At 39.1% G+C, this 13,403-nt stretch carries 11 protein-coding genes and 1 pseudogene; 8 read left to right on the forward strand and 4 right to left on the reverse strand.

The window, feature by feature from the left end:
- Positions 1-215 precede the first annotated feature (215 nt).
- The 5 genes from BLO53_RS03225 to BLO53_RS03245 all read left to right on the forward strand — a co-directional run bounded on the left by BLO53_RS03225 (position 216) and on the right by BLO53_RS03245 (position 6,287).
- On the forward strand, positions 216-548 hold the full coding sequence (locus BLO53_RS03225; RefSeq protein WP_092059126.1) for a hydrogenase maturation nickel metallochaperone HypA/HybF: 333 nt from the start codon (positions 216-218) through the stop codon (positions 546-548).
- A gap of 127 nt (positions 549-675) precedes the next feature.
- Positions 676-1,977 (forward strand): nickel pincer cofactor biosynthesis protein LarC, encoded by a 1,302-nt coding sequence (gene larC / locus BLO53_RS03230; protein ID WP_092059082.1) that lies wholly within the window; start codon positions 676-678, stop codon positions 1,975-1,977.
- 43 nt (positions 1,978-2,020) lie between these two features.
- Positions 2,021-2,968, forward strand: a complete 948-nt coding sequence (locus tag BLO53_RS03235; RefSeq protein ID WP_176757141.1) for a GTP-binding protein — start codon at positions 2,021-2,023, stop codon at positions 2,966-2,968.
- An 85-nt stretch (positions 2,969-3,053) separates the two neighbouring features.
- Positions 3,054-4,451, forward strand: a complete 1,398-nt coding sequence (locus BLO53_RS03240; RefSeq protein ID WP_242875280.1) for a GGDEF domain-containing protein — start codon at positions 3,054-3,056, stop codon at positions 4,449-4,451.
- A gap of 36 nt (positions 4,452-4,487) precedes the next feature.
- Positions 4,488-6,287, forward strand: coding sequence for a sensor domain-containing diguanylate cyclase (locus BLO53_RS03245; RefSeq protein WP_092059084.1), 1,800 nt, complete (start codon positions 4,488-4,490; stop codon positions 6,285-6,287).
- 1 nt (position 6,288) lies between these two features.
- Here the strand turns inward: BLO53_RS03245 and BLO53_RS19570 are convergent, their stop codons facing one another.
- The 3 genes and pseudogenes from BLO53_RS19570 to pta form a co-directional block, all read right to left on the reverse strand.
- Positions 6,289-6,477, reverse strand: coding sequence for a hypothetical protein (locus BLO53_RS19570; RefSeq protein ID WP_242875281.1), 189 nt, complete (start codon positions 6,475-6,477; stop codon positions 6,289-6,291).
- Positions 6,478-6,501: 24 nt separating this feature from the next.
- A pseudogene (locus BLO53_RS03250) lies at positions 6,502-7,642 on the reverse strand (MATE family efflux transporter); the annotation flags it as partial.
- Positions 7,643-7,790: 148 nt separating this feature from the next.
- Positions 7,791-8,774 (reverse strand): phosphate acetyltransferase, encoded by a 984-nt coding sequence (gene pta / locus BLO53_RS03255; protein WP_092059085.1) that lies wholly within the window; start codon positions 8,772-8,774, stop codon positions 7,791-7,793.
- A gap of 199 nt (positions 8,775-8,973) precedes the next feature.
- Here pta and BLO53_RS03260 point away from each other — a divergent pair, with 199 nt between their 5' ends.
- Entirely contained in the window at positions 8,974-9,213 is a 240-nt protein-coding gene (locus BLO53_RS03260; protein WP_026489664.1) for a hypothetical protein, read from the forward strand.
- Between the two features lie 107 nt (positions 9,214-9,320).
- On the opposite strand, the gene BLO53_RS03265 is transcribed toward BLO53_RS03260, so the two are convergent.
- Positions 9,321-9,929, reverse strand: coding sequence for a YgjV family protein (locus tag BLO53_RS03265; protein WP_092059086.1), 609 nt, complete (start codon positions 9,927-9,929; stop codon positions 9,321-9,323).
- Between the two features lie 215 nt (positions 9,930-10,144).
- Here BLO53_RS03265 and BLO53_RS03270 point away from each other — a divergent pair, with 215 nt between their 5' ends.
- Together BLO53_RS03270 and BLO53_RS03275 are read left to right on the forward strand one after the other, a co-directional pair.
- A complete protein-coding gene (locus BLO53_RS03270) occupies positions 10,145-11,674 on the forward strand; it encodes a flotillin family protein (RefSeq protein WP_092059087.1) in 1,530 nt (509 codons plus the stop codon).
- Positions 11,675-11,903: 229 nt separating this feature from the next.
- Positions 11,904-13,382, forward strand: coding sequence for an alpha-L-fucosidase (locus tag BLO53_RS03275; protein ID WP_092059088.1), 1,479 nt, complete (start codon positions 11,904-11,906; stop codon positions 13,380-13,382).
- Positions 13,383-13,403: the final 21 nt, after the last annotated feature.

Raw genomic sequence — 13,403 nt, forward strand, 5'->3', positions numbered from 1 at the left:
TGTACGCCCGCATCCGATACAGGTTTTTTCAATATTATGTGCCATAAGCACTCCTTCTGGTAAAGAAAACACTTCGACAATAATATTATTGGGCGAAATATATTCATAATCAATTAAAATAGCATAAAATCAAAATAAAATAATAGGATGTTAGTTAGAAATGAGATAAAATACAATTAAATTTTACAAAGCAGGTTGGTTTATAAATGCATGAAATGAGTTATATCGCCAAAATGGTCAACATGGCAGAAGATGTGGCGAGAGAGAATAAGGCACGTTCAGTCAAAAAAATAGTTGTAGAAATAGGAAAAACAAGCGGGGTAATGCCCTATTACATGCACAAGTATTATCCAGACGCAGTAAAAGGAACACTTTTGGAAAATGCAGAACTCGAATGCCTGGAAGTACCGGTAAAGGCGTTATGCGAGGAATGTGGCAATGAGTATCTGCCAAATAGAGAGAACCAATATTTGTGCCCTGTTTGTGGAGGAAGAAAAGCACATATAATCGAGGGCAAAGGCGTTGTTTTAAGGAATGTCATTGTGTAAGACTAATTAGTAGAGAGCTGGAAGATAAAAAGAAAATTAAATATGTTATATAACAAATATAAGAACAATATGTTATATATGCGATATGTGTTTTAGCAAGCTAAAGGCAGTTTATTTGGAGGTAATTATGAAGACCTTATACATCGAATGCAAAATGGGAGTTGCTGGAGATATGCTAGGTGCCGCCCTGTTGGATCTGTTAGACGAACAGGAAGAAGTGCTGGCAGAGCTAAATGGAATTGGTATAAAAGGTGTTGAATTTAAGCTTACTGACACAGAAAAATGTGGGATTAAGAGCAAGCATTTAAGAGTCTTGATCAATGGTCAGGAAGAGATTCCGGAATACATTGCCTCCGATGAGGGGCTAGATGACCACGAGCATCATGATCATGAACACAGTCACGAACATGACAATGGCCATCATTATCACGGCCATGAGGATAATGGTACATTACATGAATATGATGATATTCATGAACATGATCATATCCACAGAACTCTTTATGACATAGAAGACATAATTGAGGCTATGACAGTATCCAAAGACATTAAAAGCGATGTCAGAGAAATCTATGAGCTACTTGCAGAAGCAGAGAGTCAGGCCCATGGCGTGCCAGTAGATAAGATTCATTTCCATGAAGTTGGAAACTTGGATGCAATAGCAGATATTACGGCGTCTTGTTATCTTATACACAAATTGGAACCAGAGAAGATAATAGTTTCTCCTATAAATGTAGGAGGTGGCATGGTGAAGACTGCACATGGTGTGCTTCCTGTTCCGGCGCCAGCCACAGCCACATTGTTAAAGGGAATTCCAAGCTATGAAAGTGAATATGTAAGGTCAGAGCTTTGTACTCCTACAGGAGCTGCTTTGATCAAGTACTTTGCAGATGAATTTAAGCCTCAGCCTTTAATGGCAGTTGAAAAAATAGGTTATGGGGCAGGAAACAAGGATTTCGCGCAGGCAAATGTAATGAGAGCAGTGTTGGGAGAGACTACAGACGAAATAGAAAACGTTATTGAGCTGGCATGTAACATAGATGACATGACAGCAGAAGAGATTGGTTTTGCTACGGAGATGCTTTTTGAAGCAGGAGCATTGGAGGTTTATACAATAGCAGCTGATATGAAAAAGAACCGCCCTGGAACACTTCTTTATTGTGTGTGCAAGCTGGATAAGAGAGACCTGATAGTACAGACTATTTTTAAACATACAACAACGTTAGGAATACGTGAGAATATCTGTAATAGATATGTTCTTTCAAGAGAAATACAGAAGATAGACACTCCTTATGGAGAAGTAAGGAAAAAAGTATCCTCAGGCTATAATGTATCCAGATTTAAGCTTGAGTATGATGATATAGCAGGCATTGCCAAGAGGACAGGGAAATCTATCCTGGACCTAAAAAAAGAACTTGAAGAATGCTAAAATTTTGCCTCTAATTTCGATTTTTTAGCAGGGAGTGGATAAATTGATCAAGTTAGACTTAATAACAGGATTTTTGGGCTCTGGAAAGACGACATTTATAAAAAGATATGCGGAGTATCTTTTAGCAGAGGGAGAAAAAATCTGTATTATAGAAAATGACTTTGGAGCCATAAACGTAGATATGGTTTTGCTCAAGGAATTAGAAAGTGAAAAATGCAGCCTTGAAATGGTAGTTGGTGGCGACGGAAAAGAGGCTCACAAAAGGCGACTAAAGACAAAACTTATATCTATGGGTATGCTTGGGTATGACAGAGTGATAATTGAGCCTTCAGGGATATATGATGTGGATGAGTTTTTTGACCTTGTATATGAGGAGCCATTGGATAGGTGGTATGAAATTGGCAACTGTATAGCTATCATAAATCCCAAAATGGATCAGGAATTATCTAGAGAATCAAGATATATCTTAATGTCTGAGATAGCAGTAGCTGGCGTAACTATCATGAGCAGAGCAGATGAAGCGACAAAGCAGGACAAAGAAAAGATAGTAAAAGAAATAAATTCTGCTATGGCAGAGTTTGGCTGTAAGGAAGTAATCGATGATAAAAAGATAATAAAAAAGGCAATATTTGATCTGGATAAGCAGGACTTATGCCGGATAAGGAATGCAGGATATCATAGAACAAGCCACATGAAAATACCCGTTGATCAGGAAACACAGTACCAGACTGTTTTTTATTTTAATTATGCCAAGGACAAAAAAGAATTATCAGAGCTTATTTCAACGATATTTCAGGATTCTGAATGCGGAAATGTGCACAGAATAAAGGGAATGGTCCAAGATACGGACGGAACGACCTATGAAATAAATAGCACATGTGATGAAATAAAAACTAAAATGGTTATTACTGAGAAACCTGTACTTATCGTTATTGGAGAGAACCTAAATAAGAATAAGCTCGCCAGTTACCTTGGTGAGCCAACATTATAAATTGAATTCTGTTTATATTGCGACGCTTTTGTGATAAAATATTTTGTGTAAGTTTCTGTTGTCAGCCTAATTGGGGTAAACGATTATGGAATCAATGAGCAATGATGGTAAGATCGGATATTCACCTATGGTAGAGTTTGGTCCTAGCGATATTCTTTTTATGCTCAAGGACCTTCCAGATGCATGCTGTATTTTTAAGGTTCTGACGGATCCATTTGGAACGGTCAAGGACATGTTATTTCTTTTTGCAAATGACAAGTATGGCCAGCTCGTAGGGAAACCTGCAGCTGAGCTGATAGGTTGCACATATCATAGTACTGTAACTAATAGAGATGAAGATTGGGTTGGATACAGCTATCAGGCTGCTATATTGCGTCAATCAAGCATTTCAAGGACATATAATTCTAATTTTGATAAATGGTTCGAATTCTGGGCGGTCCCTGTCTATCAGAAGGGATTCTGCGCTTTTATTATCCACGATGTAACAGCAGTTAAAAAATCAGAGGAAACAACTACGCTTGCCTCAAATACTAATCAGCTGGTAATAGACTGTGCTACAGCAGTTTCGTCAGCTGAGTTTGGTAAAGGCGTAAAAAAGGTTCTAAAACTTCTAGGACAAGCGATAGAAGCAGACAGAGTGTATATTGTTCCTACCAAGGACAGTATTATCAAGGATGTATATGTATGGCTTAATAGTGCAAGAAATTCTAATCTGCCTGATAAAAAAGCCTTTGAAAGATACGATGTAAAAGCTCTTTGGGAAAAGCAGCTAAACGGCAAAAATATTGTAGTTATCAATGATACAGCTACTTTGATCGAAGAAAATGAAGAGATGTACAACAATATTATGGCTGGCGCATTGTACAGATATATAGTTGTTACTCTGATGGATAAAAAAGAGAAACTTGGTTATCTTGTGGCAGATAATTATTCTAATGAACTTGATGTCAACATTGTTGATGTAATGGAATCTGTGGCTATTTTTATTGCTGCAGAGATGCGAAATAAGGCACTTACCGATGACCTTTTATATTTGGGAAGTCATGACAGCTTAACTGGTCTTGGAAACAGACATGCTCTGAACCAGACTCTAATGCTTCTTGTTGACATGTCAACTACTGTTGGTGTGTGTTATTCAGATATAAATGGACTAAAAAATGTTAATGATGAGCAAGGGCATGAGGCGGGTGATGAGCTTCTAAAAAATACGGCTGATATTTTTGCATCGGTATTTAAAAAGAAATACTGTTACAGAATAGGTGGCGACGAGTTTATCGTAATCATGCCAGAAGTTGATGAAGACATTTTTGAGACTATGGTACACAAGCTAAAGACCAAACTAAAAGCTATTTCTGTATCCATAGGATATATCTGGTCTTCTGATTCTAAAAACATAAAGAATATAGTAAGAGAAGCAGACGAGGCTATGTACGGAAGTAAAGCGGAATACTATAAGACCCACGAGCGTAGACATAATACGTAATGATCCGTTTTATGAGGAAGGCGGAGGCAGCTATTGTTGAATGCGCATGAATATGAATTTAATACGATCAAGATAAAAAAAGAGCATGAGAATGCCCTTAAGACATTGCGCTCTTTATATGATCATATTAATTTTCTGGATGTAAGTAGTTTAACGATAAAGAGGCTGTACACAAGTGATGGAATGATCCTCGATTCTGAGGAAAAGAGCTTTATAGATTATGTAGAAGATTATTCAAGAGAATATATACATCCGGATGACATAGCTGAGTACAAGAAGTATGCGGATCCTAAACAGATAGTTAAACGCCTGGAGAAAGAAGGAAAATCTTTTTCTATGGCCTATTTTAGGACAAGGATAAGCGAAGAACTATATATTTGGAAAGCATATATCGTTATGAAGCCCACTGGAACAGCTGATAATATATATTTGTCATGTGTAAGGGATGTGGACACAGAAACAGAGCATATCCTGATAAAAAACGATTATGTAAGGCTGTTTAATGATCTGCCACTTGCATATGCTGTAATTCAGATAGATGCTAAAAGTCCCGAAGATATTAAAGAAATGAGTGTACTTTACGCCAGTAATAGACTCGCCAAGATGATGGGAGTGGATTCAGGAGAAATAGTCGGAACGGATATATCTGGTACTTTTTCTAAGGATCTTTTAGAAGTAAGAAAGGTCATGTATGATGCTGCGTATAAGGGCGTAAATGGTAGATTGATCTTTTATTCAAAATCGGCAGAAAAATGGCTCAATATAGTAGCGGACAGGGGTGCCTGTACAGGAAGATGCGCTATTATTCTAGAGGATGTAACAAAAGAGCATCTTACCACAGAATTTATAGATAGAGAGTGGCATACAGACGATTTGATCATTAGCTGCACCAAGATACTTCATAGTGGTCTTCCTCATGAAGAGGCTATCAATCAGCTGATCAAGCAGGTTGGAGAGGCTATTAGGGCAGATAAGATTTATATTATTGAGAATGTTTATGACGGCGTTTACAGGGAATCTTTCGAATGGTGCAACGATGGGATACCATCGTTTAAAGATAAACTTCAACACATAGAGGGCCAAGATTTCTGGAACTGGGAAGCAGAGTTTCCTGGCGCATTCAGCCTGGTCATTGACAATGTTGAAAGTATAAAGGATTCCCATCCAAGATTATATTCCAACCTTGTTAAGTACAGTACACGATCAATTGTGGAAATACCTATTCGTGATGACGGAAAGCTTATAGGCTATTTTGGGTGCAGTAATTTCGTTAAGATTAAGAATATCGATATAAAAGAGCTGATGGAAACAGTTTCGTATTTTCTTTCTTCTGAATTTAGCAGGCGTAGACTGATTGAGGAGCTTGAAAATAAAAGCGTATACGATGCGTTGTGTGGTATAAAGAACCGAAGCGCAATGGAAATGTCCATCAAGATGTACAAGAAGAGAAGTTTTACAGTAGGCGTTTTATATGCTGATGCAAACGGACTTAAGGTTTTAAATGATACAAAAGGCCATGAAGCAGGAGACGAGCTGCTAAAAGAAATATGCATTATCATGAAACGCAGATTTAACAGAGACTATGTATACCGTGCAGGCGGCGATGAATTTGTAGTCATAGTACCAAAAATGGAAAAAAAGGATTTTTGTGATGCCTGCGATGCCCTGATACAGGATTTTGAACAGGCTCCTGGAATATCTATAGCAGTGGGCTATGAATGGGGAGCCAATTCTTCTGATGTAGATACTATCATGAAAGCTGCCGACACAAAAATGTATGAAGATAAGGCAAATTACTACAGAAAGAACAATAGAAGAAGGTCGGCAGATATCTGATTTACTGGTAGGAAGCGTTTACCTTGCGCTCCCAACCACTATTCTTAAAGTAGATCAGCATAATGATACTGCAGACAAGCCAGCCCATAGGGTATGCAATGGAAATTGGATATATTGACGTGGTCAGGTGAGATACGATAAAGAGATATATCTGCCTGAATACTACAAAAGAGCTCAACATGATATACATAGGCGCCTTTGCGTCCCCAACACCTCTAAGAGCGCCAGCATGCGTTTGATTACTACAGCACAAGATATCAAAGAAACAATTCATTCGGATAAAGATAGTTCCAAATCTTACGACTTCAGGATCTGAATTGAAAAGGGATACAATCTTGGGAGCAGCAAGAAACTCAGGAATAACAAGAGCCAGAGTGCATAAAGCTGCAAGGAAAAGAGATTCGCGTATTCCTTTTTTTTCTGTCTACATTGCCTGCTCCGGCATTTTGTCCAACAAAAGTTGTCGCTGTAAGAGCAATACTCTGCATAGGAAGCATAACGAAGGCATCAATTCGGCCATAAGCTCCCCAACCAGCAGTACTGCTTTCTCCAAATCTGTTGATATAGCTTTGAACAAATAGATTAGAGAATGAAATAACAGCTGATTGTATTCCGGCAGGCATTCCTATTGTGATAATCTGAGACAAAATAGACTTATCTATAGTCATTTCTTTTAATCTGAGGTTATAACATTCCTTGTTAAAAAAGAGTACGGCGATAGTTAGAATCGCAGATATAAACTGTGAAATGATAGTTGCGTAGGCAGCGCCAGCAACGCCTAAATGAAGGTTGATAACAAAGAAAAGATCAAGGAATATATTTAGTATAGATGTAATGATCAGGAAAATAAGAGGCCTTACAGAGTCGCCTACTGCACGTAATATAGCTGAGCCTATGTTATACATCATAAGACCGGTAATACCCAGAAAATATATTTGAAGATATTGTGTAGCAAGAGGCATTACAGACTCAGGAGTAGACATAAATACCAAAAGAGGAGGAGTAAGGAAAAAGCCTACTATCATAAGAAAAAGACTCAGGATAAAGGTACATATCACTGAGGTATGAACTGCTCTTCTAAGACCAGGAATATTCTTGGCACCAAAAAAATGGCTGATAACAACGCTGGAACCTGCGGAAAAGCCCATAAAGAAGCCTACAAGTGTGTTAATTGCAGGCGCAACACTAGTGACAGCTCCAAGCCCATCCGGACCTACGACCTGTCCTACAATAATGCTGTCTATGGTGTTATATAGCTGCTGAAAGACATTTCCGGCAAGAAGGGGAATAGCAAAAAGAATCATCTCTTTCCTGATATTTCCCACTGTCATGTCCATTGTTGATGTTTTAGCCATGAAGTAACCTTACTTTCTAACATAAAATTTGAATCTCAAATTAAGCAAAATAAACCAAAAAGGTCTTGAATATATTCTATCATATATTGTATGCAAAAAAATTGACCACCGCTTATTATACACGGTGGCCAAAAAGATTCAATATTTATTAAGCAAGTGAAGCAGTAATGATTGACATAGAATAAACTTCTATAGCATTGCATCCACGTGAAAGATCATTGATTGGAGCGTTAAGACCAAGAAGAATAGGTCCATAAGCTTCAAAGTTGCCCATACGCTGAGCAATCTTATAACCAAGGTTACCAGCATTGATATCAGGGAAGATAAATGTGTTAGAATGACCTGCTACTGGTGAACCAGGAGCTTTCTGCTTGGCAACACGAGGAGAAACAGCAGCGTCGAACTGAAGCTCACCATCGATAGGAACTTCTGGATATCTCTCCTGAGCCTTCTTGGTTGCGTTCTGCATCTTAGTTACTGTGTCATCCTTGGCAGATCCTTTAGTTGAGAATGAAAGGAATGCAACCTTAGGCTCTACGCCAAATCTCTTAGCGCAGTTTACTGTCTCGCCACAGATCTCAACAAGTTCATCCTCGTTAGGATTGATGTTGATACCGCAGTCAGCCATAGCTATAACCTCGTTGTCCCCTGTTGCTGAAGGACGAACAAGAATAAAGCATGAAGAAACGATTGTGTTCTCAGGCTTGGTCTTGATGATCTGAAGTGCTGGACGAACAGTATCAGCTGTTGAATATGTAGCACCTCCAAGAAGACAGTCACCAATGCCCATCTTAACAAGCATTGTACCAAAGTAGTTTGTCTGCTTGAGCATAGGAATAGCCTTCTCAGGAGTCATTCCCTTGCTCTTTCTAAGCTCACAAAACTCAGCAACCATCTCGTCGAACTTGTCATAGTTCTCAGGGTCGATGATCTGTGCACCTCTGATATTGTAGCCAGCATCTTCTGCTGACTTATTGATAACGTCTGGGTTACCTAAAAGAATTGGCTTAAGGAAATTACCAGCAAGAAGTCTTGATGCTGCCTCGAGAATTCTAGGGTCTTCTCCCTCAGGGAAAACGATAGTCTTAGGGTTCTCCTTAAGTTTCTGGATCATATCTCCAAATCCGTACATATATTTTTCCTCCTTGTATGTTTAAACAAGATATTATATTTATGTAAGCGCATACATTTAGTATGCAATTGGCATTATAGTCCCTTAAAAATCAAAAGAATTTGATTTCAGTCAAAAAATCCTGTCTATTTTTTAACTAACTATTTTCCTATGTTTATGGTAGAATGACTTTATTATTTAGGGAAAGGAACAAAGTACAATGAACATGAATCCAATGCTGCTAATGCAGCTTCAGCAGAGATTTGGTCTTTTTCAGCAGGATCATCCCAAGGTACTTCCCTTTATGCAGGCAGTTGGCAACAACGCTGTAACAGAAGGCACAGTATTTGCAGTTAAGGTCACAACACCAGATGGAAAGGTCCTTGAATCTAATATCAAGCTGACAGCCAACGATATTGAAACCATCAATATGATGAAGAATGTTAATCCACAGCAGTAAAATCAAGAGAAAAAGAGGCGACTTTGAATATCATATGATATCTAAAGCCGCCTCTTACTATATTCTCGTTAAAACAATGCTGATCAGATACGGAATTAGAATCTTGATCAAAAAGTTTTTTCGTAGTAACCACCCATGTTTACAAAGCCTGTCTTAGTAAGATAAGCCTTGTGGTTTTCATCTGAACCCCTGTAAGTAAGAGATTTGATACCGTCTTCAGGGAGCTTCGAGAACAGGAACTGACCAATTGAGAAGTCTCTGTACTCTGGAATGGAGTAGTCAAGTAAAACCTCCATAACACCATCTTTGAGTTCACCCAGCATTATTCCTGCTGGTTTACCGTTGTGACACACAACATATCCAGAATTAGCAGTAGCAAAATCCATATTGATACCAGGGAAACACTTGATGATATCTTCTTTATACTTGTCAATTGTGTATTTAAGAAGAGAATCATTCGTATCAGATTTCACAAGGTCATAGTTCTTCTTGGTATTGCTCATCTTGATCAGATAATAAATATTTATCATAACCAGACAGGCATTCATGATCGCTGTAGGGTATGAATGAATGATAAAGGCATATATAGTGAAAATAATACTTCCGATGGAATTAACCACACGGAGCTTAAACACTGATACCATTAAAAATGAAACCAAAACCAGTGCAGATCCTAAGTATCCAAAAGCTTCGATCAATATTTTACTTGTTTCCATCTTGTTACCTCTTTTGATTGTTATTTCCGACAATAATATGGTAACAAAATAATGGTATTAAAGCAATGTCGTATGATTTTTGCAAAAATTGAAAAATAAGTTCGGATAATCTGCAAACTCTACTAATGTACCGCCTTCAAGGGATTGGTATCATTTTCTCATAACAAATGTGTATTTCACATGTTAGGGGCACAGCCCAGGAAAGAGAGGAAAGTATGAGTTTAGATTTTTTACAGTTAATTCCAGTTTTTGCAATCATTTTGGTTGTGATCATGGTGATAGTAGCGGGGTATGTAAAAGCACCTCCAGATAGAGCATTTATTATTTCAGGTATCAGAAGGAAGCCAAGGATACTGATTGGACGTGCAGGCATAAAGGTTCCATTCTTTGAGAGAGTCGACAAATTATATCTTGGACAGATGACTGTTGATATTAAGACAGAGCAGTCAGTTCCTACAAATGATTTCATCAATGTTAATGTTGACGCTGTTGCGAAGGTAAGAATTGGTACAAGCCCTGAATCAATACAGCTTGCTGCCAAGAACTTCCTTAACAAGAATCCAGAGCAGATCACAGAAGACCTTCAGGATTCATTACAGGGTAACATGCGTGAGATCATTGGTACACTTGCTCTTAAGACAATCAATACTGACAGAGACAGCTTCTCTGATCAGGTTATGGAAAAAGCTTCAAGAGATATGAGTAAGCTCGGTATCGAGATTTTATCCTGTAACATCCAGAATGTAACAGATGAAAATGGTCTTATCAGTGATCTTGGTATGGATAACACAGCAAAGATCAAGAAAGATGCTGCAATTGCTAAGGCACAGGCAGACAGAGACGTTGCAATTGCCAAGGCAGAGGCAGATAAGGCTGCTAATGATGCGAGAGTTCTTGCACAGACAGAAATCGCTGAAAAGAACAACGCTCTTGCAATTAAACAGGCAGAGCTTAAGCAGCAGGCTGACACTGCAAACGCTATTGCAGACGCTGCATATGCTATTCAGCAGCAGGAACAGCAGAAATCAATTGCTACAGCAACAGTAAATGCGCAAATTGCGAAAGCTGAGCGTGAGACAGAACTTAAGCAGAAAGAAGTACTTGTAAAGCAGCAGGAACTTGCTGCTGAGATTGAGAAGAAGGCAGATGCTGAGAAGTATCAGGCTGAGAAAAAAGCCGAGGCAGAGCTTATCCAGCGCCAGAGAAAGGCTGAGGCTGCCAAGTACGAGCAGGAAAGAGAAGCTGATGCCAAGAAGGCAAAGGCTGAAGCTGAGAAATATGCTCTTGAACAGCAGGCCGCAGGTATTAAGGCTAAATATGATGCTGAGGCAGCTGGTATTGCTGCAACAGGTCGTGCGGAAGCTGAAGCCATCAAGGCAAAAGGTCTTGCAGAAGCTGAAGCAATGGAGAAAAAGGCAGAGGCTTATAGAAAGTACAATGGCGCAGCTATGGCAGAGATGATGATCAAGGTAATGCCTCAGATCGCAGCTGAGATTGCAAAACCTCTTTCTCAGATTGATAAGATCAATATTTATGAGACTGGTGAAGGCGGCGAGAGTGGTGCAGCTAGAATTTCTGGTAACATGCCTATTGTAATGAAGCAGGTATTTGATACAATGAGCGAGGCAACAGGCGTTGATTTTGCAGAGATCATGAGAGCTAATACCTATGATGCTAAGGTAAATAAGAATGTAAACATCAGTGGTGCAGAAGTAACTGTTGCTACTGAAGCAAAAGAAAAGTAAATATATATAATATATAACATATATGTTACTACAGCCCACTACCTGGGATCATTTTTCCGGGTGGTGGGCTCTTATATTGCAAAGCGCTTTACTCGTTTGGATAGAAAGTGACATTTTCCTGTTAAAAATGAGCAAAATATGCGTACAATTCGTAGGAAGAGCCATTGTATAATGATTTATGGTGAGATGTATAACCATTTATTTATTATAATTTCAGAGGGTATAACAGATGACAAAAGAGGAATATTTAAAGGAAATTGAAAAGGTAGTAGAAAACGGAAAGTTTAGCGCAGATTGGGGGTCACTTTCAGCCCATGAAACACCAAAGTGGTTTAAGAATGCCAAGTTTGGTATTTTCATTCATTATGGAATCTATAGTGTGCCAGGATATGGTAATGAGTGGTATTCCAGAAATATGTATAACAGAGAGAGCAGAGAGTTTAAGCATCACGTAGAAACCTATGGACCCCAGGATAAGTTTGGCTATAAGGATTTTATCCCTATGTTCAAGGCAGAGAAATTTGATGCGCACAAATGGATTGAAACTTTCAAAAAAGCAGGCGCCAAGTATGTAGTTCCTGTAATGGAGCACCATGATGGCTTTGCTATGTATGATACTGAATTCAACAAGTGGAATGCAGCAAACATGGGGCCTAAAAAGAATATAGCTGGAGAATTAAAAAAAGAGTGTGAGAAACAGGGCCTTACTTTCTGTGGCTCTTCTCACAGAGCAGAGCACTACTTCTTTATGAATCTGGGACGCGAGTTTGACAGCGATGTAAATGACGAGAAATACAGCGACTTTTATGGGCCAGCAGTTCTTTGCCCAGAGTGGCAGAATGAGCAGTTTACAGCAAGTACTGAGAATCCTGATTCAAAGGGCGCAAGCAAGGAGTGGCTTGATGACTGGATTGTGAGAACTGCAGAGATCATCGACAGATATCAGCCTTCTATGCTTTATTTTGACTGGTGGATCCAGAATATATCTTTTAAGCCTTACCTTAAGAAGCTGGCTGCATATTATTACAACCGTGCTGCGCAGTGGGGAAAAGAGGTAACAATATGCTATAAGCATCATGCTTTCCCACCAGATGTTGCTACTTTTGACATGGAAAGAGGTGCTCTTAACGATATTTCTCCCAGATACTGGCAGACAGATACAGCTATCGGAAACAGATCCTGGGGCTATATCAAGGACAATGAGTATAAGAGCGGATATAAACTTGTTTGCGATCTTATTGATGCAGTTAGCAAAAATGGTAACTTCCTCCTCAACCTTGGGCCAAAGCCTGATGGAACCTTCACTCAGGAGGATGAGAGAGCTCTTTCAGATATGGGACAGTGGCTTTCTGTTAACGGTGAAGGAATCTATGAAACCAGCTACTGGAGCCAGTACAAGGAGGGTGATAGCGTGATCGCCAGTGGCTCTTTTGCAGACGCTGGAGAGGTGCAGTATACAGCTTCTGACTTCAGATTTACATATAAGGGTGGCTATGTATATGCTTACTGGATGCGTCCGGCAGTTCAGGATGCCAAGATCAAGGCTTTCAGAACAGAGAAAATGAGAGGGCTCCTGGTTGATAAGGTTACTCTTTTATCTACAGGTGAAGAGCTTTCCTTTGAGAGAAACGGTGAGGAAATGACAATTAAGGCTTCTGAGAGTTTCAAATCAGATATGCCTTTGTGCTTCAAGATAAAGCTCATGTAAGAAGGAAGAGTATCTAAAAAG

Source organism: Butyrivibrio sp. INlla14, from assembly GCF_900102515.1.
Taxonomy (GTDB): Bacteria; Bacillota; Clostridia; order Lachnospirales; family Lachnospiraceae; genus Butyrivibrio.

Excerpts from the sequence above, each read along its gene's own strand:
- BLO53_RS03225 (WP_092059126.1), top strand. The coding sequence starts at position 216 with ATGAGTTATATCGCCAAAATGGTCAACATGGCAGAAGATGTGGCGAGA.
- larC (WP_092059082.1), top strand. The coding sequence starts at position 676 with ATGAAGACCTTATACATCGAATGCAAAATGGGAGTTGCTGGAGATATG.
- BLO53_RS03240 (WP_242875280.1), top strand. The coding sequence starts at position 3,054 with ATGGAATCAATGAGCAATGATGGTAAGATCGGATATTCACCTATGGTA.
- BLO53_RS19570 (WP_242875281.1), bottom strand. The coding sequence starts at position 6,477 with ATGTATATCATGTTGAGCTCTTTTGTAGTATTCAGGCAGATATATCTC.
- pta (WP_092059085.1), bottom strand. The coding sequence starts at position 8,774 with ATGTACGGATTTGGAGATATGATCCAGAAACTTAAGGAGAACCCTAAG.
- BLO53_RS03260 (WP_026489664.1), top strand. The coding sequence starts at position 8,974 with ATGAACATGAATCCAATGCTGCTAATGCAGCTTCAGCAGAGATTTGGT.
- BLO53_RS03265 (WP_092059086.1), bottom strand. The coding sequence starts at position 9,929 with ATGGAAACAAGTAAAATATTGATCGAAGCTTTTGGATACTTAGGATCT.
- BLO53_RS03270 (WP_092059087.1), top strand. The coding sequence starts at position 10,145 with ATGAGTTTAGATTTTTTACAGTTAATTCCAGTTTTTGCAATCATTTTG.
- BLO53_RS03275 (WP_092059088.1), top strand. The coding sequence starts at position 11,904 with ATGACAAAAGAGGAATATTTAAAGGAAATTGAAAAGGTAGTAGAAAAC.